Below are 22,342 nucleotides of genomic sequence, written 5' to 3' on the forward strand. Positions count from 1 at the left end.
GTGGACGCTCGATTGACCAGCTTTCTGGAGCGCGCCGAAGCCGTGCTCGCCCGACTTGAACCCTTGTTGCCAGCGCCACGGCCAGCGATAGACTGGCAGCAGTGCCTGGCTGCGCGCTGGCAGCGCGATGGCCGCAGTGGCTACCTGTTGCCGCTTGAGGTCAGCCTCGACATGCGTTTGTCGGACCTGATCGGTGTAGACCGCCAGCGAGATCAGTTGGGTCGCAACACCCGCCAGTTCCTCGATGGCATGCCTGCCAACCATGCCTTGTTGTGGGGCTCGCGGGGCACGGGCAAATCGTCGTTGGTGCGCGCGCTGCTGGCCGAGCATGCCGGGGCCGGTTTGCGCCTGATTGAAATCGAGCGCGATCACCTGGCTGACTTGCCACGGGTGGTGGAGCAACTGAGCAAGCTGCCGCAGCGCTTTGTATTGTTTTGCGATGACTTGTCGTTCGAAGCCGGGGAGGGCGATTACCGGGTGCTGAAAAGCGTGCTCGATGGGTCGCTGGAACAGGCTCCCGACAATGTGCTGCTGTACGCCACTTCCAACCGCCGCCACTTGGTGCCGGAAAAACAGAGCGACAATGAAAACTGGAAGATGGTCGACGGTGAACTGCACCCCAATGAAGCCGTTGAAGACAAGATCGCCTTGTCTGACCGTTTCGGTTTGTGGCTGTCGTTCTACCCCTTCACCCAGGAACATTTCCTCAATGTGGTGGAACACTGGATTGGCCAGTTGGCCAGCGCCGCCGGCTTGACCTGGCAGCGTGACGAAGCACTGGAAATTCTCGCCGTGCGCTGGGCAACCGGCCGTGGTAACCGTAATGGCCGTTGTGCCTATCAGTTCGCCCGTTACTGGGTTGGGCTGCAATTGTTGGAGCAAAATAAATGATTGACCTGAATGCTTCTGGCGCTGGCCTTGAAGGGTACGGCCTGCTGGCTGCACAGCTGGAAGCCTTGTTTGCCGACGAGCGCGACTTTATTGCCAATGCCGCGCAGTTTTCGGCGTTTCTCTACAGCCAGGTCGAAGACCTGAATTGGGCAGGGTTCTACCTCAACCGCAATGAAGAGCTGGTATTGGGGCCGTTTCAGGGGCAGGTTGCCTGTGTGCGGATTCCGTTCGGGCGTGGCGTGTGCGGCGCAGCAGCGACCAGTCGCCAGACCCAGCGGGTCGAGGACGTGCATGCGTTCCCGGGGCACATCGCCTGTGACAGCGCATCGAACAGCGAGCTGGTGATACCGCTGGTCAAGGAGGGGCGTCTGATTGGCGTGCTGGATCTGGATAGCCCGAAACTGGCGCGCTTCTCTGAAGCAGATCAGGCAGGGCTGGAGCGTCTGGCCGGGATCTTCTTGCGTCTGACCGATTGCTGATTAGCCGCCCTTTGTAGGAGCTGGCGAAGCCTGCGATGGGCTGCACAGCAGCCCCGAAGACCGTATAGGCTGACAGAATCTGCGACCGCTGCGCGCTCGATCGCAGGCTACGCCAGCTCCTACATGGACGGCAGCATCAGTCGTAGATGACCTTCTTCTTCCAGTCTTCGCTACCGTCGGTCTTCAGGCCTTCGGTCAGCTCATTGACTTCATCTTCTGCCGGCTCTAGCTGGCTCAATACCTGGGCATTGGCACGGGCCAGCAGCTTTTCCAGGTACTCGAGCTGCTCGCGGTACAGCGCCGGGTCCGGTTGTTTGCGCAGGTATTGAACGCCGCGTTCAAACGCCAGGCGCGCATGCCCTGGCTGGCTCTGCTGCAACGCCTGCTGGCCGAGGTTGTTGAAAAATTCGATGTGCAGCAGCACCAGAATGTGGCGAATTTCCTTGACCCAGTACTTGGCCTCGTTTGTAGGCAAAAAGCCTTCTTGTGCGGCGCGGGTGATCTGGTTGTGCATGCCTTCCAATAGAAAGCGTACGTCCTTGGCCCGGGCTTCGGTCTGGATCGGGGCGGGCGGGTTGTTCACCGGCAAGGCTTCACCCTGGGCGATCAGGCCTTCGAGCTCGGCAATGCGGGCGCGAATCTCGCGGCTGTTTTTATCCAGTGCCAGCTGGCGCTGGTTAAGGTTCAGTTCAAGGCGGGTGAGCAGCAGCTTCAAGGCCGGGGTCATCAGCTGGCCGGGGAAGGTCTCGGTGATCTCGCCACAGCGACGCAAGCGGTCGGCCAGCTCGATCTTCAGCCGGGCACGCTCAAGCTTGTTGTTCTCGACCACATTGTTGAGGTAGCCGATCACGATCAGTAACGCGATCCCCGCTACTATAAGCAGGGTGATCATAAGTGGTGTCACCGTTAACGCCTCATACAGGATGATTTACCGTTTGAGTGTAGTGGCTTAGCTTTGGGGCGGATAGAGCTGTTTAGGGTCGTCAAAAAATAATCGTCAAGGCGCAGGCGCGCAACCCCCCCGCGCGCCCTGATGAACGCCGGGAAGTCATTGATTTAAATAAATTTATCGACAGGGGTTGACGGCTTCTCAAAGCATCCATAGAATGCGCGCCACTTGCAGCGTAAAGCACACAGCGAAACGCGGCAGGGAGTGAATGTTGTAGTGTGTCCCCTTCGTCTAGTGGCCTAGGACACCGCCCTTTCACGGCGGTAACAGGGGTTCGAGTCCCCTAGGGGACGCCAATGCGGGAATAGCTCAGTTGGTAGAGCACGACCTTGCCAAGGTCGGGGTCGCGAGTTCGAGTCTCGTTTCCCGCTCCAGTTTCCACGGCAACGCTTAACGGCGGGGCTGGAAAAAGAAATCCAGGATTTTTCGAAAGGAAGCCTGGTGCGCTGCAAAGCGTTGTGTGTCCCCTTCGTCTAGTGGCCTAGGACACCGCCCTTTCACGGCGGTAACAGGGGTTCGAGTCCCCTAGGGGACGCCATTTGCGGGAATAGCTCAGTTGGTAGAGCACGACCTTGCCAAGGTCGGGGTCGCGAGTTCGAGTCTCGTTTCCCGCTCCAGTATAAAGCTGTGGCGTTCATGACGGTACAGGGTGGTGAAGGTCGTAAAGGCGCTTCACGCCGATTAGCGGTAAAGCTTCACATTGCGGGAATAGCTCAGTTGGTAGAGCACGACCTTGCCAAGGTCGGGGTCGCGAGTTCGAGTCTCGTTTCCCGCTCCAAACGTAAGACGAAAAAAGGGACCTCTGGTCCCTTTTTTTTCGTCCCCATTTTTTGCCCTGGCGCAACGCCCCTGAACCAGGGGCGTTGCCTGCTCAGCGGTAGCTGACGGTGAAGTTCAGCGCACCTTCAGCCACGCCGGGCGTCACCTTCGGCTCGGTCTGTACAAATCGCGCGCGAAAGTCCAGACGCGTCAGACCAATGTCGAGTTCCTTCATCAATTGATCCGACTGCAAGGGCATGGGCGAATTGTCACTGCGCAGAATCTGAATGCCTATGCCCTTGGCGCCCTCGTCTCCCTCTGCTGTGGTCAGGCTGAACAGGCCCTGGTCGGCGTCGATAGGCGTAGAGCCTTTAACGCCGTCGAGAAAAATATACACATCCGCGCGCTTGGCACCTGGGGTGCTGTTGTCTTCGCAGTCGTTGAGGGTGATATGGAAGGGAATGGCCGGCGTGTGTGTGCCGATTCCCTTGAAGTCATCGACGCTGTAATCCCCCAGCAGCACAGGATCGGCACTCACGGCGTCGGCTTTCAAGGTGCACTGTGCGCGATTGACGGTTGCCTTGACCCGGTAATCCATGACTTTGCCCAGGGTATGAATAAAGCCATGGAACACCTCCTGATCAATTCGCTGCGGGCCCGGGTCGATGTCACCGATCTTGATGAACATGGCCTCGCCGTAAACGGCGCGTAGCGGCATGCCGATCGCGGTGTCCTGAGTCATGGCCCCGGAGTAGGGAATGGCGGTGCCGTCGTCGGGGGTAAAGGTGTTGCTGGCAGAGCCATCGTAGGGGTAGATGAGATCGATGAACACGCCTACGCCCTTGATGTTGGTTTCCATCACCCGGCCATCCACCGGCTTGCCTCCGACGGGCGGCAGGCTGCCGGCGAACAGCGGGGCGGAGTTGGGTAGCCTGGCTGTCACCGGGATGACAGGGTCATAAAAGCAGGTCAGGATCGCCCCTTGGTCATTGGTGGTGAACAGATTGGCCTTGCCGATGAGCGCGCCGATTGGCGCGTCGCGCGGAACCCAGAATGTGCCCATATCGCGTTGGAAGGTCATATAGGTCGGGCTGCCACTGCCCCAATCACATCGGGCCTGCGCGCTGGTGGATGCCAGCCAGAGTGCAAGGTTGCAGAAGGTCAAGGCGAGCGGGCGCATGTAGTGGCGACGGGGCGAGGTCATGAGGCGTTTTCCTGTGAGTCGGTAGCATGGGCCGGGTCGTCGGCATCGGGCAGGCAGTCAAGCGTCTGCATGCGATAGCCGTTGTTCAGAGGCATGGTTTGCGCATCCAGCGTCACCTGGCAGCGCTGAATGTCGCTGTCGGACCAGCTCACCTGCAGGCGTTGCAGGCCGGGTTCGTTGCTCGCCACCAGCGTCTGCCCGGCTTGCCCAACCACACCGAGCGCCTGGCCTTGAGCGTCGCTGACCTGGGCGCCGAACGGTAGCGGGCGGCCGTCTGGCTGCTGCAGGGTGAGCACCATGCGCACTACCTGGCGTGCATCGAAACTGGCTTTGACCACCGCACCCCGGCGCGGCACCACTTGCTGGGTGGCATTGTCGATGATCACTTCGGGCGACAGCTGGTCGGTGTCCAGCACCAGTGAATTGCTCCGGTACGGGCGCAGGTGCGGGATCAGTAGATAGCCCTTGGCATCGGTGCGTGCCGTGGAGGCGTTTTGCACGCCGACGTCGGCGACGTCCGGTACGTGGACGAGCGCCGTGGTTTCGCCCAGGTAACTGCCCAGGGCGATCCCGTCGGCATGGGCCAGTACCGAGCCGCTGGCGTTCAGCGACAGGCTGCGGTAGTCGCTGGCTTCGCTGTAACCCGCGCCATAGCTGCCCTTGCTGCCCTGGTAGGCGAGCGACAAAGCACCGCTCTTACGGTTGTTCTGGTCGCTGGTCAGCGAGGTATGGTAGCTGAGGCGATCATCCAGCAGGCCGCCCTGCAGGCTGGCGCGCTCGCTGTATTGGCCGTTGGAGCGCTGCAGGTCGAAGGTGGCAGTATGCGGGCGGCCAAAGTCCAGCGGCAGGCTCAGGCTCAGCCCGAACAGGCGGTTGTCTGAATTGCGGGCGCTCAGCGATTGCGAGGCGAACAGGTTGACCCCCAGCTCACCCAGGCGAGTGTTGTACTGCAGCTGGTACTGGCGGCGCTGATAGTTGCTGCGCCAGTAGTCTTCCTGCGACAGGGTCAGGCTCAGCGAGCTGCGCTGGCCGACATTCTGGTACGCCGACGCCTCTAGTTGGCTGCGCCGGCTGCCGGCAAAGCGTGCGGCGGCGTTGCGTTGCTGCACTGCTTCGTAAAGGTCGCGGTAGCCCTCGGTGGAATAGCGGTAACCGGCGAAGCGCAGGCTGGTGCGGGTCTGGAAGCTTTTGCCGTAGCGCAGTGCAAAGCTTTGCCCTTGCACCTGGCCCAGCGTACCGCTCAGATCAGTGTTGGCGTTGGTGACATCCAGCGACAGCGCCCCAAGGTTACCGAAGTCGCGGGCCATGCCCAGCACGCCGGCGCGGTAGTAGTCACTGGCAAGCACGCCGCCATACAGCGTGGTGTCCCAAGTGCCGCCGCGGGCCAGGGTACCTTGCCAGAACTGTGGCTTATCGAGGTGCTCGGCGCCGTTGTAACGGCCGGCGGTGGTGGTGTAGCGCCACACCCCTTCACGCAACAGGCTGCCCAGCGATGAATAGGGCTGGATGAAGCGGTTCACCTGGCCATCACTCTCGGTGACCACCACCTCGAGCTCACCGTGCCCGGAGCCGACACTGAGGTCGTCGATTACATAGGCGCCGGGGGCGACGTACGTGGAGTAGATCGGGAAGCCGTTGCGCAGCACCTCGATCTTCGCCCGGGTCTGGGCCACACCACGGATCACCGGGGCGTATTGCTGCATAGCATCGGAGAGCATGTCCTGGTCGGAGGCCAGGCGTGCGCCGGAGAATGCAAAGCTGCGAAACACATCGCCGCCGGTAAAGGTTTCGCCCAGCGTAAGGTTCGCCCGCAGGCCGGGCAGGTCGCGTTGAGCATAGGTGTCGGTGCGACTCCAGCGGCGCTCGCCGTCCTGGTTTTCGCGCAGCGCCTGGTGGCTGCGCAGGCGCCAGGCCCCGAGGTTGATGCCACTGCTCAGGTAGAGGTCCTGGCTGCTTTCGTTGCGCCCGTCGCGGCGGCGGCTGTGTTGGGCCGATGCCTGGTAGTTGATGAACGCGGCGTTGATGCCGGTGTCCCAACGCTCCTGCGGAACGTTGCCCGAGCGGTCCTGGCGCAGGGCAATCTGTGGGATCGACAGCGACAGGCGCAGCTGCGACGGGTCGAAGTCGACGCGGGCCTGCGGGATCAGTGCTGTCAGGTCGACACATCGATCGTCATCGGGCAGGGGCGCTTCCAAGGCTTGCTCGCGCAGGTTAAGGGCACGCAGCAAATCGCTGGTCAGGCAGGCTTGCAGATCTTTGCCGTCAGTCGCGTCGTGGAACTCAAGTTCGCGTTCTTCGAAGGGGACGAGGTTGACCAGCAGGGCGACGCGATAGCGCCCGGCGGCCAACGGCGTGTGGGCGGCCAGGCTCTGCAGCGCCAGCGCGCCGGCATCGGCGGCCTGGCCGGGTGGCTGGCGCATGAAGCCGGCCTGGAACGTTGCGGCGGGGGTGTCGGCGACGGCGGGCGTGATCGGCATGAGGATGAGGAAGCCGCCGAGCAGAGGCGACAGCGGGGTAAAGCGTAGGCGCGACGGCAGAGGCCTGCGCCGGTCAAGTCGGGGCATGGGAAGGTCCTGAACTGCGCCACCGATCAGCGCCAGGGCGGGATCGGCTTGTGATGGCTGGAGCGTGCGGTGAGCCACGGCGTGCGGGTCGTTTCAGGGCCCTGGGTACGCCGTGTTCGAGGGCGCTAGGTTAGGCGGGGGGCGGGGGAGGGGTATGTAAGAAGGGTCTGCAGCGGAGAGGGGCGGTATCTACGGGGCCTGTAAAGTAGTCCTTGTTATCATTTTGGAAAGCGATTCTCCTGTCATCAGTCAAAGTCTTTAGATCACATCCACGTTGCTGTGTACGAGGCGCAACTCCGATCGGCGTTTGGGTAGCAGAGCTATCACTCGATGATGAACTCACATTGGATGTCGAACTACTACGTGAGACAGGTACGGCATGGACTTGAGCATTAGTTGTTCCGGATTGTACACCCGTGCTTGATATGCCCGCGACCGCAAAAGTCGCGATCTCATTTTGCATGACAGAAACCACGAGTATTGACTACTTGGTTTGATGTGAGTTGCTTGGCTTGCGCAAGAAATTAAAAAAGCGGAGCCCTTGCGCAAGGCTCGCATGCCGTGGGCGTGCAGGATAATAGCCTTTACCGTTATGCACACCTGGCAGCTTCACCAGTTGTCTGTATTTCGCATACAGGCATATAACTTGGCTCAAGTAAATCGCTGGCGGGTCAGGTAAGAGCGCAATAGCGTGTAATTGTTAATGTCCTGCCGTCATAATTAATCCAAGGTGGCTAAGATGAGTGTGTTGCGTACGTTAGGGTCCGAAAAACCGCGTATTCCGGGTCTGAATGAATTCAATGAAGTGGATCTTGAACAACTAGGATATGAGCCGCTGCTCGCCTGTATTAAATATACCGGTATGCAGGAGGGGCATCTTGTTCGGCCGCGCTGGGTAGGCGCCGGTCCGACCGGTGAAGTGTTCGACGATGTCGAAGCACTGTTGACAGTCGGCAAGGATGATCTGGAAAACGGACTTGTAATAAAAGTCGATAACGAAAAAATCCGCGGCGCCGCAGGCGGGTGGGCGTTCCTCTCCTACACCGTGGTTGGCGCACAGGAATCACTTCGACAATTCTGCTACCTGGGGCTGCGTGAGCGCCCAGGGGACGAGACACTGTCGGTGCTGCAGGCCTTGCAGTCACACAACCTGGTAATTCAGCCAAATAAACTGCCCATCGGCGGTGTGGTGACGGTCGTAGTCCCTGCGTACCAGGCCATGCAGGTTGGCGACAAGGTCAACATGAAGCTGGTGGGCTATGACGACAGCGGAGATGAGGATGGCGACTGGTCTCGTGTGCTGACAGTGAGCAAAGAACATTTCGGCAAGCGGCCCCTGTCGGCCGACGTACCTAAAAGCTTTTTCAGTTTCTTGGAAAAAGGCTATGTGGAGGGCTTTTACAGCATTGAACTGGTGGACGGTAGCCGCCTTGATTCACCCGTGCAGTGCTGGAGCATCGATTCGGACGCGGCACTACCCGATACCCTCGACAACTCCGCCATTGATGGTCACCAGGAGGGCGACCCGTTGGATCCGGCGCGGTTTCGCGATGGTGTGACAGTCCGTGTGCCAGCATATTCCGGTATGGCGGTGTCTGATCATGTTGTCATGCACTGGCGCAGCCCGGTGAGTGACCTGGTCCAGACGGTGCGCGTTGACCCGAGCACCCTGGTGGCGGGTTCCATTCCCTTTCGGGTGCCTGCCGAAACCCTGGTGCTGAACGCGGGGGAAGCTGTGCGGCTGAGCTACCTGTATGGTCGTCAGGGTGAAAGCCTGCGTTCCGGTGAGTTGCCAGTCCAGGTCAGGGGGATTCGTCAGCTGATTTCGCCTGATGTCAGAGATGCCGATCCGGAAGCAACGCCAAATTGGGGGAAAATGGCGGCCTACGATGCGATGTGCGGGGTATATGTTGTAGTGCCCAACCACATTGTTGCCGAGGGAGAACGCCTGGAGGTTCACTGGATGGGCTACTCCGAACTGGGCCGGTACATCGCCACGCAGCCGGTGCACGAACAAAATCCGCTGTGCTTTTTCATCCCGCCCGAGTATGTGCCTGCGAACATGGCTCGTGGTGAAAAGGACGAGTCCAGGCGATTCGAAGTGTTTTACCGGCTGATCAGCGATGCGGGACATGTCGACTCGGTTGCCTATCACCTGCGGATCACTCCATTGCCCATGAAGAACCTTCCGCAACTCGCCTGTCCTGATGCACCTGATGGCAAATTGTCGTTGTCAAAGGTGCCTTCTACCGGTGCCCGCTTGGAACTGGAACCTTGGGCCTACGGCGCGGCAGGGCAATTGCTGAGCTTGTCGCTCACTTTCACGACGGATACGGGGGAGCAGGAGATAACATTTCACGACAGTGTTCCCGTCACGCAGGACGAAGCGCTGAACGGGGTAAAGGCGACATTACCCAAAGACCTTCTGACCCGGCTCAATATTAACGATTATTTCACCCTCTGGCCTCGGCTCAGCTATGACGGTGGGCTGCATTTTACCAAGTTTCGCAGCATAAACTTGCAGTTGCTTCAGTAGTGGGTTCTTGCCAGGGTGATTGACAAAGAGGCACGTTGGGAGGGAACCGGACCAGGTTTCCCTCCCTCGGCCTACAGCTATCGCCCGAATTGTATTACGGCTGTGCAACCGGGCTGGAAATCTCCGCAGTGATACCACTGTAATCGTTGATCGTGGTGAAGGTGACCTGCAGGCCGTCGGTGACGGGTACGGTCTGCAATGCATATGCCTGTCTGCCCAGCGGCAGGGCCATGCCTTTGGCGTTGATGGTTTCACTGATGCCGGCGCCACTGATGACCAGTCGATTGAAGGTGAAGTGGTAAGGCGAAGGGTTGTCGACGACCAGGTGTGTTTTGCCTTCGATCTGTTGTATCGACCAGGCCAGGTCTTTGAGTCGATCCTGCGGGCGGCCTTTGAGTTGGCTTGGTCGGTAGAACAGTTTGATGCGGGTACGCAGGGCGATATTCAGCACGTTTTGCCCGGTATCGGCCGTCGCCTGCGGAATCTCCTGCACATTGAAATAGAACAGCGACTCGCGGTCTTGTGGGAGGTCGTTGGGCAGGGCGTTGATCTGCACCGTCTGTTCACCCCCGGGGTCGAGCCGGAACAGGCTGGGCGAGGCAATCAACGGCACGGCGGTGGTTGCATCGTCGGCTTCGGTATTGACCCAGGCCTGCGCCGCATAGGGTTTGCTGGCAGGGTTGGCGACGATCACCGATGCGCTGCGTTTGGCGCTCTCGTGGACGATTCGGGTGTGGCTGATGGTGAGTGCCGCATGGGCGCTTGGCAAGCTGGCCGTGAGCAGTGCGAGGCAACTGCACAAGGTCGTCAGGGAGCGGGAAAAAGGCAGCATGAAATTTAACCAGCAGAAATGGACACGACTCCAGGTGCAAGCACCTGGAGTGTGTATTACGGCAGGCTCACGACGAAGGTGACCTCTGCCTCGGCCAGACCTTGACCGGTAACTTCATCCTCAAACGATTCATACGATGCGTGGAATATCATGTCCGTAGGCAGCGATTCATACAGGTCGTACTCAATCGACGCTACGTTAGGCACCACTTTGGTGTGGTTGCGGTCTTTGATCGCGACGCCCAGGCCGGTGACAGGGCCCCGGCGGATTCCGTAGAGGTTAGTACCCACAATGCCACTCAAGGGGACATAGGTGACCGTGGTTTTGGCGTCTGGTGGAATGACGCAGCCGTCACCCGGCGTTACCCGCAGGGCAAAAGCCACATCGGGCGTTGCGGTGCCGGACGTGGTGAAGTATTTGTTTGTGAAGTTACCCAGCGATACCTTGGGGATGACACCGCTGCGGGGATCAACAACTTCGATCGGGCAAGTACCACCGCCATAGATGTTGCCGTAGAAGTTGAGCGGGCCGGTTTCATCTGCGGCGAATGCGCTGTTGCAGGCCATTCCCAGGGCGAGTGTGACTAATGTCTTTTTCATTAACAATTCCTTGATAGTTCGCGTGTCTGTGGGGCGAGCCCAAAGAGCTCCCGGACGGCAATGTGGATGGGGAGCGGTGATCAGGTTAGGGCGTTTGCCAAGAACTGGATGTAGGATGGATAGACAGCAGCGCGTGGAATGCCGGATAGCAGGGCATGGCCAGGTATATCGGCAGTGTGCTGTGCTGGACCTGATATGTATACCAGTTAACCGGAGGCGAAAGTTTATAAATAGGATAGGTATCCTGCAACTTTAGCTGGATACATATTAGATGAGTGCTTCATGTGAGAGGTGGGAGTGGAGTGATCACCTTGGTGGTAACTATGGTCGTGCCGATGTGTCGATTGCCAAGCTGCATAAAGCCTGGCTGGCAGTTTCCGGGGAAGCGATAGTATCGGAAGAGCAAGGCAGTAGCACGAGTTGGAAATATTTGTGTTGTTACCTTGAATTGAAATTAAATATACACATTGTTAAGTACATTGCTCAGCCACTTTCTGATCTACAACACCCAGGAGTCGCATTTCTTTCGGGTGTCTCAGGCGAGAGACTTGCTCAAGTTGACATTGTGCTTCGAGGGCTGGTGAGGAGAAGAGACCGTTCAGCGGAACGATATCGAATGGACTGTCCTACTGGGCAATGGCGTGATGACCCAGGACGGGCTGTTCAAGCCAGCGGCCAATTTACCCAGCCCGTACACAACCATCCAGGCAGTGCATAACCATCCGACTTACATGTATTGGGCAGTCATTACCTTGCCTGTGCCGCAGATGAAGGTCGAGGAGTCTGTAAAAATGCTCAACAGCTGAGGCACAGGAACTGGGGGGAAATCAGTGCTTGGGTTCGCGATCTGTCAGGCTGAGCAACTGCTTTTCCTGGTGCCAATCGAACGGTTCGTCGTTCTGTTCGGCTTCATAGCGACGTTCTTCGAGCTGCTGGTACAGGTCCAGTTCGTCGTCCGGCATGAAGTGCAGGCAATCGCCGCCGAAGAACCACAGCAGGTCGCGCGGTACCAGGTGGGCGATCTGCGGGTAGCGCTGGATCACCTGGCAGATCAGGTCCTGGCCCAGGTACTGGCTTTGCAGTGGGTCCTGCGGCAGCAGGGTAAGCAGCTCGTCGAAGCGTTCGAGGAACAGGCTGTGGCTTTCTTCCGGCACTTGCTCCGCTTCGCCCAGGGCCACCAGGATGGTGCGCAGGTGCTGGAGCAGTTGCAGGTGGTATTCCAGGTGGGGATTGGCCATGGCGGGTCCTCGGTGTGGCAAGAAAAGGGGCGGAGTATACGCCGGTTGGGGCCATGTGGGTGAATGGGGCGGTGTTGAGCCCATCGCCGGCAAGCCGGCTCCTACAGGGCCCGTAGGAGCCGGCTTGCCGGCGATGGCGTCAACGCACTTTGCCCGCCTCGGATAACAATTGCGCTTTTTCGAAGGCATCCACATCGATCACCTTGCGCCGCGCCTGTTCGGCGAGCTGCAGCCGCTGACCTTCACCTGGCTCCAGCACGCCAGCCTCCACAGCCGCCTCGATCACCGACTGCCCCGGTGCCGCTCGCACCTTGCCGTCCTTGATTGCCTGATGCAGCGACTTGTGCAGCGGTACGGTTTCGTCCAGCAGATCGCTGGCCTGCTGCAAGGCAGCCACCGGATCGCCATCAGCCTGCGGCCGGTAGCAGCCAGCCAACAGCTCTTCCAGCGCCGGGTCGCCCTTGCTTCGGCCAATCAGCGCGGCCACTTCGGCATCCAGCGCGTCGCTCGGCCCGGTGTGACGGCGACCGAAGGGGAACACCAGCACGCGCAAGGCGCAGCCGATGAAGCGGTTGGGGAAGTTGTCGAGCAAGCGGTCCAGCGCCTGTTCGGCTTTGCCCAGGCTTTCTTCCATGGCCCAGCGCAGCAGCGGTTGCATGTGCTGCGGTGAGCCCAGGTCGTGGTAGCGCTTGAGCGCGGCGCTGGAGAGGTACAGGTGGCTGAGCACGTCACCCAGGCGTGCACTCAGGCGCTCGCGGCGCTTGAGCGCACCACCGAGCAGCATCATCGACAGATCGGCCAGCAGCGCAAAGGCGGCCGCCTGGCGGTTGAGGGCACGGAAATAGCCCTGGCTGAGGGCATCGCCCGGCACGCGCTCGAAGTGGCCAAGGCCCAGCCCCAGCACAAAGGTGCTGGCCGCATTGCCGACGGCGAACATGATGTGCTTCATCAACAGCTCATCGAACTCATTGAGCGCCAGCTGCTGGTCTTCCCGCCCGGCCAGGGCCATCTCCTTGAGCACGAACGGATGGCAGCGGATCGCGCCCTGGCCGAAGATCATCAGGTTGCGCGAAAGGATGTTGGCACCCTCGACGGTGATGAAAATCGGTGCGCCCTGCCAGCTGCGCGCCAGGTAGTTGTTTGGGCCCATGATGATGCCCTTGCCGCCGTGAACGTCCATCGCATGCTGAATGCACTCGCGGCCACGCTCGGTGAGGTGGTATTTGAGGATCGCCGACAGCACCGAGGGTTTCTCGCCCAGGTCCACCGCCTTGGCGGTGAGCAGGCGAGCACTGTCCATCAGCCACGCGTTGCCGCCGATGCGTGCGAGCGCTTCCTGGATACCTTCGAAGGCGGCGAGCGGCACGTTGAACTGTTCGCGGATACGCGCGTACTGGCCGGTGACCAGACTGGTGTACTTGGCCGCGCCGGTGCCGACAGCGGGCAGGGAGATAGAACGGCCTACCGACAGGCAGTTCATCAGCATCATCCAGCCCTTGCCGAGCATGTCCTGGCCGCCGATCAGGAACTCCAGCGGCACGAACACGTCCTTGCCACTGTTGGGGCCGTTCATGAACGCGGCGCCCAGGGGCAGGTGGCGCTTGCCGATCTCCACGCCCGGCGTGTCGGTGGGGATCAGCGCCAGGCTGATACCCAGTTCTTCTTCCTCGCCCAGCAAGTGCTCGGGGTCGTAAGCCTTGAACGCCAGGCCGAGCAGGGTCGCGACCGGGCCAAGGGTGATGTAGCGCTTTTCCCAGTTCAGGCGCAGGCCGAGCACTTCTTCGCCTTGCCATTGGCCTTTGCAGATCACCCCGGTATCGGGCATGGCCCCGGCATCGGAACCGGCCAGGGGGCCGGTGAGGGCAAAACAGGGGATCTCGTCGCCGCGCGCCAGGCGTGGCAGGTAGTGATTACGCTGCTCGTCCGTGCCGTAGTGCAGCAGCAGTTCCGCCGGGCCGAGAGAGTTGGGCACCATCACCGTGGACGCCAGGTCGCCGCTGCGGGTTGCGAGCTTCATCGCCACCTGTGAGTGGGCATAGGCCGAGAAGCCTTTGCCGCCGTACTCCTTGGGAATGATCAAGGCGAAGAAGCCTTCGGCCTTTATGTGCTCCCAGGCAGCGGGGGGCAGGTCGAGGTCCTGGCCGATCTGCCAATCGCTGACCATGGCACAGAGTGTTTCGGTGGGGCCGTCGATGAAGGCCTGTTCTTCTTCAGTAAGTTCAGGCTTGGCGTAACCCAGCAGGGTGTCCCAGTCGGGGCGGCCGCTGAACAGCTCACCGTCCCACCACACGGTGCCGGCATCGATCGCTTCGCGTTCGGTTTGTGACATGGGCGGCAAGGTGCGTTTGAACCAACCGAACAGCGGGCCACTGAAGACCCTGCGCCGCAGCTCTGGCAGCAGCAACAGTGCAGCCTTGGCCGCCAGCACCAGCCAGAAAATTGTCAGCAACCAGCCAGGGGCGCGACTGAAAATGCCCATCAGCAGGACATACACCGCGATGATGCCCAGCATCGGCAAGGCGGCGATGCGTCGATGGGCCAGGTAGGCCGTACCGATCACCAGAACCACTAACCACAACAGCAACATATTCATTCCTCCGTGAAACAGCGGGGCGTTGTGCAAACCATAGAGCTTAGTCGGCCTGCAATGATCAGCCTGTCTGAACAGTGACAGGCTGTGCGGCGTGGAGTTCGTCTTGAGGTGTATGCGATTGTCAGCACGGTGGCCTGGAGTAGACTGGGCGCCCAAACATTCATCAGGACGACGTCATGCTCAAGATCTGGGGCCGGAAGAATTCGACCAATGTCAGAAAAGCGCTGTGGTGCGCGCAGGAGTTGGGGCTAGAGTATGAGTCGATCGATGCCGGTGGGGCCTTTGGGCTGGTCAACGAGCCTGAATACCGGGCGTTGAACCCCAACGGCCTGGTGCCGATGATCGAAGACGACGGCCTGGTGCTCTGGGAGTCGAATGCCATCGTGCGCTACCTGTGCGCGCAGTACGGCAAGGATTCGCACTGGTACCTCAGCGATCCGCGCAAACGTGCCGAAGCGGACAAGTGGATGGACTGGACAACTTCGTCCTTCGCTGCGCCGTTTCGCCCCTTGTTCTGGGGCCTGCTGCGTACTCCGCCGGAACAGCAGGACTGGGTGGCGATCAATGCCGCGCACAAAACCTGCGCGCAGTTGCTGTCGATTGCCGACCAGGCGCTGGCTACGCGGCCGTACCTTTCCGGCAAGCACCTGGGTATGGGGGACATTCCCTTGGGTTGCTTCGCCTATGCCTGGTTCGAAATGCCCATAGAGCGCCCGGAGATGCGCCATTTACGCGCTTGGTACGAGCGCCTGCAGGAGCGCGAGGCGTATCAGGTGGCAGTTATGACCGCACTGACCTGAGTTTTCGGTCAACCTGATAGTTATTATCGATACACATGACTGTACTTGTATGGCCGGGGCAAGCACCATGGTCATATTCGCTGCGGCTGGCCTGTCCGGCCGCGTCCTGAACCTTCCATTCTGGTGCATGACCCGCTATGAGTTCTGCTCTGTCCATAAGGCAGCTAACCAAAACCTACGGCAACGGTTTCCAGGCCCTCAAGGGTATCGACCTGGATGTCGCCGAAGGTGACTTCTTCGCCTTGCTCGGCCCCAACGGTGCCGGCAAGTCGACCACCATCGGCATCCTCTCGACCCTGGTCAACAAGACCAGTGGCACGGTGAGCATTTTCGGCAACGACCTCGATCGTCAGCCGGCCGCGCTCAAGCGCAGCATCGGTGTGGTGCCGCAGGAGTTCAACTTCAACCAGTTCGAAAAGACCTTCGACATCGTCGTTACCCAGGCTGGCTACTACGGTATCCCGGCCAAGGTGGCCAAGGAGCGCGCCGAGAAGTACCTGACCCAGCTCGGCCTGTGGGACAAGCGCGATGTGCCGTCGCGTTCGCTCTCGGGTGGCATGAAGCGTCGCCTGATGATCGCCCGGGCGCTGATCCACGAGCCGCGCCTGCTGATCCTCGATGAGCCGACGGCAGGTGTGGACATCGAACTGCGCCGCTCGATGTGGAGCTTTCTCACCGAGCTGAACGAGCAGGGCATCACCATCATCCTCACCACCCATTACCTGGAAGAAGCCGAACAGCTGTGCCGCCACATTGGCATCATCGACCATGGCACCATTGTCGAGAACACCAGCATGCGCGCGCTGCTCAGTACGCTGCACGTTGAAACCTTCCTGCTCGACCTCAAACAGGAGCTGGCGCAGGCGCCGACGCTGCTCGGCTATCCCTGCAAACTGATCAGCCCGCATACCCTGGAAGTACAAGTCGACAAGGAGGCCGGCGTCACCGCGTTGTTCGGCCAATTGGCCCTGCAGAACATCGAAGTGCAAAGCCTGCGCAACAAGAGCAATCGTCTCGAGGAGCTGTTTGTGTCCCTGGTGGAGAAAAACCTGGCGAAGGTGGCGATATGAGTTCGGAACTGCGCGCCAACCTGGTCGCCCTCAATACCATCGTTTATCGCGAAGTACGCCGCTTTACCCGGATCTGGCCACAGACGTTGCTGCCGCCAGCGATCACCATGGTCTTGTACTTCGTGATCTTCGGTAACCTGATTGGCCGGCAGATTGGCGACATGGGCGGCTTCACCTACATGGAGTACATCGTGCCGGGGCTGATCATGATGTCGGTGATCACCAACTCCTACGGCAACGTGGTCTCGAGTTTCTTCGGCAGCAAGTTCCAGCGCTCGATCGAAGAACTGATGGTATCGCCGGTATCACCGCATACCATCCTGATCGGCTACACCCTGGGCGGTGTGTTGCGCGGGCTGGCAGTGGGGGTGATCGTCACGATCCTGTCGCTGTTCTTTACCCACCTGCAGGTGCATCACCTGGGCGTGACCATTCTGGTGGTGCTGCTGACGGCGACGATTTTCTCGTTGCTGGGCTTCATCAACGCGGTGTTTGCGCGCAACTTCGACGACATCTCGATCATCCCGACCTTCGTGTTGACGCCGCTGACCTACCTGGGCGGGGTGTTCTACTCGATCAACCTGCTGCCGCCGTTCTGGCAGACCGTGTCGCTGGCCAACCCGGTGCTGCACATGGTCAACTCGTTCCGTTACGGCATCCTCGGGGTCTCCGACATCCGTATCGGCGTCGCCATCACTTTCATGCTGGTGGCCACGGCGGTGCTGTACTTGGGTTGCGTGCGCCTACTGGTCAGTGGGCGTGGAATGCGTACCTGACACCTTCTGTTTGCGCCGGCGCCATTGCCGGCCTACCCACCAGCGCCAGTAGAGCATGGTCAGGCAGTAGGCCAGGGCGCCCAGCAGCACGCCGCACACCACCGAACCCAGCAGGAAGGGTTGCCAGAGCGTCGACAGCTCGCCGGTGATCCATTCGAAGGTCAGCTCCTCGGGCAAGGTGCGCGGCGGTACCTGCATCAGCCAGGCGCCCATCTGGTAGGTGCAATAGAACACCGGCGGCATGGTGAACGGGTTGGTCAGCCACACCAGGCTGACGGCAATCGGCATGTTGCCGCGCACCAGTACCGCCAGGCTTGCAGCCAGCAGCATCTGCATCGGAATCGGAATGAACGCCGCAAACAGGCCGACCGCCATCGCCCGTGCAACCGAGTGGCGGTTGAGGTGCCAGAGGTTCGGGTCATGCAAAAGCCGGCCGAGAAAGCGTAAGGATTTATGTTCCCTGATGCTGGTCGGGTCGGGCATGTAGCGTTTGAAGAGACGACGCGGCATGTAGGCTCTCGACTGGGTGAAGGGGGCAAGTATGCACGGAATCCAAAAGCCTCCCATTACAGACTTTGTGACAATTATTGAGCAAGTTTCCCGGCGCACTGAACTAAGCCTCAGAGGGTGAATTTCTTCTGGAGCTTCAAACCATGCGCACAGGGATGTTGGCGCTGGCACTGGGCCTGTTGTGCCTGAGTGTTCTTACGGCTTTGCCATCGGTCGGATGGCTCGTCGTGGCTGCGGTTATCGGACTGTTTTGCCTGCCCTGGCGGCGCACGCGCCTGCCGGGGCTGTTCTTGCTGGGTGTCAGTTGGGCCTGCCTGTCGGCGCATCAGGCACTGGATGATCGTCTCGCGCCCTCACTCGACGGGCGTACGCTGTGGCTGGAGGGCAGGGTGGTCGGTTTGCCTGCGCAAAGCGGTCGTTCCGTGCGCTTCGAACTCGATGGCGCGCAGTCACGCCGTGCACAATTGCCACAGCGACTGCTGCTGAGCTGGTTCAACGGGCCCGAGGTCAACAGCGGCGAGCGTTGGCGGCTGGCCGTCACCCTCAAGCGCCCCCACGGGCTGCTCAACCCGCATGGCCCGGACCGTGAGGCGGCGTTGTTGGCCCGCAGGATCGGTGCGACCGGCACCATCAAGGCCGGGGAGCGGCTGGCGCCGGCTGAGGGCGCCTGGCGTGACGGTGTTCGCCAGCGCTTGCTGACGATCGATGCGCAAGGCCGCGAGCCGGAGTTGCTGGCCCTGGTGCTGGGTGATGGGTCAGGGCTGGCCCGTGAGAGCTGGCAAACACTGCAGGCTACCGGCACGGTGCATTTGCTGGTGATCTCCGGGCAGCATGTCGGGCTGCTGGCCGGCCTGGTGTATGGGTTGATTGCCGGGTTGGCGCGCCTGGGCGCCTGGCCACGCGCGTTGCCCTGGCTACCGTGGGCCTGTGGCTGTGCCTTTGCGGCGGCGCTTGGTTACGGCTTGTTGGCGGGCTTTCAGGTGCCGGTGCAGCGTGCCTGCGTGATGTTGGCGGTGGTACTGCTCTGGCGCTTGCGTTTCCGTCACCTGGGCGTAGGCCTGCCGCTGTTGCTGGCGCTCAATGCGGTGTTGCTGTGGGAACCGCTGGCGAGCCTGTTGCCGGGGTTCTGGTTGTCGTTCGCTGCAGTGGCGGTATTGCTGTTCACGTTCAGCGGTCGTTTGGGCGCCTGGCGCGCCTGGCAGGCCTGGGGGCGGGCGCAGTGGTTGATTGCCCTGGGCTTGTTGCCGGTGCTGATGGCGCTGGGATTGCCGGTGAGCCTTACTGCGCCGCTGGCCAATCTGTTTGCGGTGCCCTGGATCAGCCTTGCGGTGCTGCCACTGGCGCTGCTGGGAACGGTGTTGTTGCCCCTGCCGATGCTCGGTGCGCCATTGCTCTGGCTGGCAGGAGAGCTGCTTGACGGCTTGTTTCGCCTGCTCGGGCTGCTTGCCGACTGGCAACCGGCCTGGGTACCACAACCGCTGCCTTGGACGCTCTGGGGCTTGCTGTGTGTCGGCGTGCTGTTGCTGTTGTTGCCACGGGGATTGCCCATGCGGGTGCTGGGCTGGCCGTTGCTGTTGCTGGCCGTCATTGCGCCGCGAGAGCGGGTGCCGTACGGCCAGGTTGAGGTCTGGCAGCTGGATGTCGGGCAAGGGCTGGCATTCGTGCTGCGTACCCGTGAACACACGCTCCTGTATGACGCAGGGCCGGCAATGGGCGACCATGACCTGGGCGAGCGGGTCGTGTTGCCAACCCTGTACAAGTTGGGCATTCGCCAGGTTGATCTGATGCTGCTAAGCCATGCCGACGCCGATCATGCAGGCGGGGCGTTGGCGATTACCCGCGGCATGCCGGTGCGCGCGGTACAGGCGGGCGAGGCGGCGAAGCTTCCAGTTGCCTTGCAGGCGCAAGCCTGTAGCAGCGGCCATCGCTGGCAGTGGGATGGTGTGAGCTTCTCGCTGTGGCAATGGCCAGGCGCGCGTGACAGCAACCAGGACTCCTGTGTGCTGCTGGTCGAGGCAAACGGTGAGCGGTTGCTGCTCACTGGCGACCTCGATGCCGCAGGCGAACGGGCCTGGGTCCGCGACTGGCAGGCTACCCGGGTCGATTGGCTGCAAGCCCCGCACCATGGCAGCCGCACCTCGTCCAGCCAGGCCCTGCTGACCGCCACGGCGCCGCGCGGGGTATTGATTTCCCGGGGGCGCCACAACGCCTTTGGTCACCCTCATGCCGAGGTCATGCAGCGCTACCGGACCAGTGGCTTTGTGGTCTTCGACAGCGCCGTACACGGCGCATTGCGCCTGCAACTGGGGACGTTCGGCGAGCCACAGGGGTTGCGCAGCCAGCGGCGCTTCTGGCGTGAGCCGGTTTGACGACCTTCGGCAGATGAGCGTGCATGGGGCATATGGTAGAGTGGCGGACTTTTTCTAGGGGATGCTAACTGTGTGGGAATTGGTCAAGTCCGGTGGTTGGATGATGCTGCCGATCATTCTGAGTTCCATCGCCGCCATGGCTATCGTCGCCGAGCGTCTCTGGACCTTGCGCGCCAGCCGTGTTACCCCTCCGCACCTGCTTGGCCAGGTGTGGATGTGGATCAAAGACAAGCAGCTCACCAGTGACAAGCTCAAGGCTTTGCGCGCCGATTCGCCGCTGGGCGAGATCCTGGCCGCAGGCCTGGCCAACTCCCGTCATGGTCGCGAGATCATGAAAGAGTGCATCGAAGAGGCGGCCGCCCGCGTCATCCATGAGCTGGAACGCTATATAAATGCGCTGGGCACCATTGCCGCCATGGCCCCGCTGCTCGGTTTGCTCGGTACCGTGCTGGGCATGATCGATATTTTCAGCGCGTTCATGGGCACCGGCATGACGACCAATGCCGCCGTGCTCGCCGGGGGTATCTCCAAGGCGCTGATCACCACCGCTGCGGGCCTGATGGTGGGTATTCCGTCGGTGTTCTTCCACCGCTTTCTGCAGCGTCGTATCGACGAACTGGTAGTGGGCATGGAGCAAGAGGCGATCAAACTGGTTGAAGTGGTCCAGGGCGATCGTGATGTCGACCTGGCCGGGGGCAAGGCGTGAAATTCCGACGCAAGCAACGGGAAAACGTTGATATCAACCTGGCGTCGCTGATTGACGTGGTGTTCATTCTGCTGCTGTTTTTCGTGGTGACCACCACCTTCACCCGCGAGACCCAGTTGCGCGTAGAGTTGCCGGAGTCTGTCAGCGGCGCACCGGCGCCCGATAACGAAGCCAAGCAGCTCGACATCACCATCAGTGCCGATGGCGTTTACTCGGTCAACAATCACCTGCTGCCCAAGAGCGATCTGGCGACCCTGATCGAAGCCCTGCAGAAAGAATCTGCCGGTGACACCAAACTGCCGTTGTCGATCAGTGCCGACGGCAAGACCCCGCACCAGGCGGTGGTGACTGCCATGGATGCAGCCGGCAAGCTCGGTTTCAGCCACTTGCGCATGACCACGGTCGAGGCGGCGCAGGGGACGCCTTGATGGGCTTGGCCGATCGTTTGCTCAATGCCTGGTACAACGGGCATCCGGCCCTGGCCCTGCTGCGTCCGCTGGAGTCGCTGTATCGCCATGTGGTGCAGCGCAAACGCGCGCGATTTCTCAGCGGCGAGCAGCCCAGCTATCGCGCGCCGGTACCGGTAATCGTGGTCGGTAACATCACCGTCGGTGGCACCGGCAAAACGCCGATGATCCTGTGGATGATCGAACATTGTCGCCGACAAGGCTTGCGTGTCGGCGTAGTCAGCCGCGGCTACGGCGCCAAGCCGCCGCAACTGCCCTGGCGGGTGCGTGCTGACCAGAGCGCTGCCCAGGCGGGTGATGAGCCGCTGTTGATCGTGCAGCGCAGCGATGTGCCGCTGGTGATCGACCCCGACCGCTCCCGTGCCGTTCAGGCGTTGTTGGCCACTGAGACCCTGGACCTGATACTTTGCGACGATGGCATGCAGCACTACCGTCTGGCCCGTGACCTGGAGCTGGTGTTGATCGATGCCGCCCGCGGCCTGGGCAATCGCCGCTGCTTGCCTGCCGGGCCGTTGCGCGAGCCGGTTGAGCGTTTGCAGGCTGTAGATGCAATGCTCTACAACGGCGCGATGACGGACCGCGATGACGGCTACGGTTTTGTCCTCAAGCCTACGGCGCTGGTCAATCTGCGCACGGGCGAGCGTGCCGGGCTTGAGCGTTTTCCGGCCGGGCAGGCGGTGCATGCGGTTGCCGGTATCGGCAATCCGCAACGTTTCTTCAATACCCTGCAGGGGCTAAACTGGCAGCCTGTGCCACACCCTTTTGCCGATCATGCCGAGTACAGCGCTCAAGCCCTGGGCTTCAGCCCTGCGCTGCCATTGATCATGACCGAGAAGGACGCGGTCAAATGCCGCGCCTTCGCTGCTGACGACTGGTGGTACCTTGCGGTCGATGCTGAGCCGTCACCGGCCTTTCAGGCCTGGTTCGACGCCCAGCTGGAACGCTTGCTGCCCGGCTCGCGGCTTTCCTGATTCGTTTCTAGTTCCGGCCACTGGCCTGA

18 protein-coding genes and 5 tRNA genes are annotated in these 22,342 nt (G+C 61.0%); 15 read left to right on the top strand and 8 right to left on the bottom strand.

Annotation, left to right across the window (positions count from 1 at the left end; translation table 11 throughout):
- Together I5S59_RS21085 and I5S59_RS21090 are read left to right on the top strand one after the other, a co-directional pair.
- Positions 1 to 891 carry an ATP-binding protein gene (locus I5S59_RS21085; protein ID WP_197878317.1) on the top strand — a complete coding sequence of 297 codons (891 nt, stop codon included), beginning with the start codon at positions 1 to 3 and terminating at the stop codon, positions 889 to 891.
- On the top strand, positions 888 to 1,370 hold the full coding sequence (locus I5S59_RS21090) for a GAF domain-containing protein (RefSeq protein ID WP_197878318.1): 483 nt from the start codon (positions 888 to 890) through the stop codon (positions 1,368 to 1,370). The genes I5S59_RS21085 and I5S59_RS21090 overlap by 4 nt, the downstream gene beginning before the upstream one ends.
- A gap of 136 nt (positions 1,371 to 1,506) precedes the next feature.
- Here the strand turns inward: I5S59_RS21090 and I5S59_RS21095 are convergent, their stop codons facing one another.
- Positions 1,507 to 2,274, bottom strand: coding sequence for a hypothetical protein (locus tag I5S59_RS21095; RefSeq protein WP_197878319.1), 768 nt, complete (start codon positions 2,272 to 2,274; stop codon positions 1,507 to 1,509).
- Between the two features lie 265 nt (positions 2,275 to 2,539).
- Between I5S59_RS21095 and I5S59_RS21100 the strand changes: the two genes are divergently transcribed.
- The 5 genes from I5S59_RS21100 to I5S59_RS21120 all read left to right on the top strand — a co-directional run bounded on the left by I5S59_RS21100 (position 2,540) and on the right by I5S59_RS21120 (position 3,097).
- Positions 2,540 to 2,615, top strand: a tRNA-Glu gene (locus tag I5S59_RS21100).
- A gap of 2 nt (positions 2,616 to 2,617) precedes the next feature.
- Positions 2,618 to 2,693, top strand: a tRNA-Gly gene (locus tag I5S59_RS21105).
- 88 nt (positions 2,694 to 2,781) lie between these two features.
- Positions 2,782 to 2,857: transfer RNA gene (locus I5S59_RS21110), tRNA-Glu, on the top strand.
- Positions 2,858 to 2,860: 3 nt separating this feature from the next.
- Positions 2,861 to 2,936, top strand: a tRNA-Gly gene (locus tag I5S59_RS21115).
- A gap of 85 nt (positions 2,937 to 3,021) precedes the next feature.
- Positions 3,022 to 3,097, top strand: a tRNA-Gly gene (locus tag I5S59_RS21120).
- Positions 3,098 to 3,190: 93 nt separating this feature from the next.
- On the opposite strand, the gene I5S59_RS21125 is transcribed toward I5S59_RS21120, so the two are convergent.
- Together I5S59_RS21125 and I5S59_RS21130 are read right to left on the bottom strand one after the other, a co-directional pair.
- A complete protein-coding gene (locus I5S59_RS21125) occupies positions 3,191 to 4,282 on the bottom strand; it encodes a fimbrial protein (RefSeq protein WP_197878320.1) in 1,092 nt (363 codons plus the stop codon).
- Positions 4,279 to 6,846 (bottom strand): fimbria/pilus outer membrane usher protein, encoded by a 2,568-nt coding sequence (locus I5S59_RS21130; protein WP_197878321.1) that lies wholly within the window; start codon positions 6,844 to 6,846, stop codon positions 4,279 to 4,281. The genes I5S59_RS21125 and I5S59_RS21130 overlap by 4 nt, the downstream gene beginning before the upstream one ends.
- A 739-nt stretch (positions 6,847 to 7,585) precedes the next feature.
- Here I5S59_RS21130 and I5S59_RS21135 point away from each other — a divergent pair.
- Positions 7,586 to 9,382, top strand: a complete 1,797-nt coding sequence (locus I5S59_RS21135; protein ID WP_197878322.1) for a hypothetical protein — start codon at positions 7,586 to 7,588, stop codon at positions 9,380 to 9,382.
- Positions 9,383 to 9,476: 94 nt separating this feature from the next.
- Here the strand turns inward: I5S59_RS21135 and I5S59_RS21140 are convergent, their stop codons facing one another.
- The 4 genes from I5S59_RS21140 to I5S59_RS21155 form a co-directional block, all read right to left on the bottom strand.
- Positions 9,477 to 10,214, bottom strand: coding sequence for a molecular chaperone (locus tag I5S59_RS21140; protein ID WP_197878323.1), 738 nt, complete (start codon positions 10,212 to 10,214; stop codon positions 9,477 to 9,479).
- Positions 10,215 to 10,270: 56 nt separating this feature from the next.
- Positions 10,271 to 10,813: a fimbrial protein gene (locus I5S59_RS21145; RefSeq protein WP_197878324.1), complete on the bottom strand. Its 543-nt coding sequence runs from the start codon at positions 10,811 to 10,813 to the stop codon at positions 10,271 to 10,273.
- Positions 10,814 to 11,640: 827 nt separating this feature from the next.
- Positions 11,641 to 12,051, bottom strand: coding sequence for a PA2817 family protein (locus tag I5S59_RS21150; protein WP_197878325.1), 411 nt, complete (start codon positions 12,049 to 12,051; stop codon positions 11,641 to 11,643).
- Between the two features lie 139 nt (positions 12,052 to 12,190).
- Positions 12,191 to 14,638, bottom strand: a complete 2,448-nt coding sequence (locus I5S59_RS21155; protein ID WP_197878326.1) for an acyl-CoA dehydrogenase — start codon at positions 14,636 to 14,638, stop codon at positions 12,191 to 12,193.
- 182 nt (positions 14,639 to 14,820) lie between these two features.
- Between I5S59_RS21155 and I5S59_RS21160 the strand changes: the two genes are divergently transcribed.
- The 3 genes from I5S59_RS21160 (at position 14,821) to I5S59_RS21170 (ending at position 17,290) form a co-directional block, all read left to right on the top strand.
- A complete protein-coding gene (locus I5S59_RS21160) occupies positions 14,821 to 15,444 on the top strand; it encodes a glutathione S-transferase family protein (RefSeq protein ID WP_197878327.1) in 624 nt (207 codons plus the stop codon).
- A gap of 137 nt (positions 15,445 to 15,581) precedes the next feature.
- Positions 15,582 to 16,514 (top strand): ABC transporter ATP-binding protein, encoded by a 933-nt coding sequence (locus tag I5S59_RS21165; protein ID WP_197878328.1) that lies wholly within the window; start codon positions 15,582 to 15,584, stop codon positions 16,512 to 16,514.
- A complete protein-coding gene (locus tag I5S59_RS21170) occupies positions 16,511 to 17,290 on the top strand; it encodes an ABC transporter permease (RefSeq protein WP_197878329.1) in 780 nt (259 codons plus the stop codon). The genes I5S59_RS21165 and I5S59_RS21170 overlap by 4 nt, the downstream gene beginning before the upstream one ends.
- Here I5S59_RS21170 and I5S59_RS21175 read toward each other — a convergent pair.
- Positions 17,258 to 17,800 (bottom strand): DUF2062 domain-containing protein, encoded by a 543-nt coding sequence (locus I5S59_RS21175; protein ID WP_197878330.1) that lies wholly within the window; start codon positions 17,798 to 17,800, stop codon positions 17,258 to 17,260. The genes I5S59_RS21170 and I5S59_RS21175 overlap by 33 nt on opposite strands.
- A 143-nt stretch (positions 17,801 to 17,943) precedes the next feature.
- Here I5S59_RS21175 and I5S59_RS21180 point away from each other — a divergent pair, with 143 nt between their 5' ends.
- The 4 genes from I5S59_RS21180 (at position 17,944) to lpxK (ending at position 22,313) form a co-directional block, all read left to right on the top strand.
- Positions 17,944 to 20,169, top strand: coding sequence for a DNA internalization-related competence protein ComEC/Rec2 (locus tag I5S59_RS21180; protein WP_197878331.1), 2,226 nt, complete (start codon positions 17,944 to 17,946; stop codon positions 20,167 to 20,169).
- A gap of 70 nt (positions 20,170 to 20,239) precedes the next feature.
- Positions 20,240 to 20,875, top strand: coding sequence for a MotA/TolQ/ExbB proton channel family protein (locus I5S59_RS21185; RefSeq protein ID WP_128326001.1), 636 nt, complete (start codon positions 20,240 to 20,242; stop codon positions 20,873 to 20,875).
- Positions 20,872 to 21,303 carry an ExbD/TolR family protein gene (locus I5S59_RS21190; protein ID WP_128326002.1) on the top strand — a complete coding sequence of 144 codons (432 nt, stop codon included), beginning with the start codon at positions 20,872 to 20,874 and terminating at the stop codon, positions 21,301 to 21,303. The genes I5S59_RS21185 and I5S59_RS21190 overlap by 4 nt, the downstream gene beginning before the upstream one ends.
- Positions 21,303 to 22,313 (top strand): tetraacyldisaccharide 4'-kinase, encoded by a 1,011-nt coding sequence (gene lpxK, locus I5S59_RS21195; RefSeq protein ID WP_197878332.1) that lies wholly within the window; start codon positions 21,303 to 21,305, stop codon positions 22,311 to 22,313. The genes I5S59_RS21190 and lpxK overlap by 1 nt, the downstream gene beginning before the upstream one ends.
- Positions 22,314 to 22,342: the final 29 nt, after the last annotated feature.

Source organism: Pseudomonas alkylphenolica, assembly GCF_016009175.1.
Lineage (GTDB): Bacteria > Pseudomonadota > Gammaproteobacteria > Pseudomonadales > Pseudomonadaceae > Aquipseudomonas > Aquipseudomonas alkylphenolica_B.

Bases quoted from the DNA above. Each gene is read 5' to 3' on its own strand.
- I5S59_RS21090 (WP_197878318.1), top strand. From the start codon at position 888: ATGATTGACCTGAATGCTTCTGGCGCTGGCCTTGAAGGGTACGGCCTG.
- I5S59_RS21125 (WP_197878320.1), bottom strand. From the start codon at position 4,282: ATGACCTCGCCCCGTCGCCACTACATGCGCCCGCTCGCCTTGACCTTC.
- I5S59_RS21130 (WP_197878321.1), bottom strand. From the start codon at position 6,846: ATGCCCCGACTTGACCGGCGCAGGCCTCTGCCGTCGCGCCTACGCTTT.
- I5S59_RS21135 (WP_197878322.1), top strand. From the start codon at position 7,586: ATGAGTGTGTTGCGTACGTTAGGGTCCGAAAAACCGCGTATTCCGGGT.
- I5S59_RS21140 (WP_197878323.1), bottom strand. From the start codon at position 10,214: ATGCTGCCTTTTTCCCGCTCCCTGACGACCTTGTGCAGTTGCCTCGCA.
- I5S59_RS21145 (WP_197878324.1), bottom strand. From the start codon at position 10,813: ATGAAAAAGACATTAGTCACACTCGCCCTGGGAATGGCCTGCAACAGC.
- I5S59_RS21150 (WP_197878325.1), bottom strand. From the start codon at position 12,051: ATGGCCAATCCCCACCTGGAATACCACCTGCAACTGCTCCAGCACCTG.
- I5S59_RS21155 (WP_197878326.1), bottom strand. From the start codon at position 14,638: ATGTTGCTGTTGTGGTTAGTGGTTCTGGTGATCGGTACGGCCTACCTG.
- I5S59_RS21160 (WP_197878327.1), top strand. From the start codon at position 14,821: ATGCTCAAGATCTGGGGCCGGAAGAATTCGACCAATGTCAGAAAAGCG.
- I5S59_RS21165 (WP_197878328.1), top strand. From the start codon at position 15,582: ATGAGTTCTGCTCTGTCCATAAGGCAGCTAACCAAAACCTACGGCAAC.
- I5S59_RS21170 (WP_197878329.1), top strand. From the start codon at position 16,511: ATGAGTTCGGAACTGCGCGCCAACCTGGTCGCCCTCAATACCATCGTT.
- I5S59_RS21175 (WP_197878330.1), bottom strand. From the start codon at position 17,800: ATGCCGCGTCGTCTCTTCAAACGCTACATGCCCGACCCGACCAGCATC.
- I5S59_RS21180 (WP_197878331.1), top strand. From the start codon at position 17,944: ATGCGCACAGGGATGTTGGCGCTGGCACTGGGCCTGTTGTGCCTGAGT.
- lpxK (WP_197878332.1), top strand. From the start codon at position 21,303: ATGGGCTTGGCCGATCGTTTGCTCAATGCCTGGTACAACGGGCATCCG.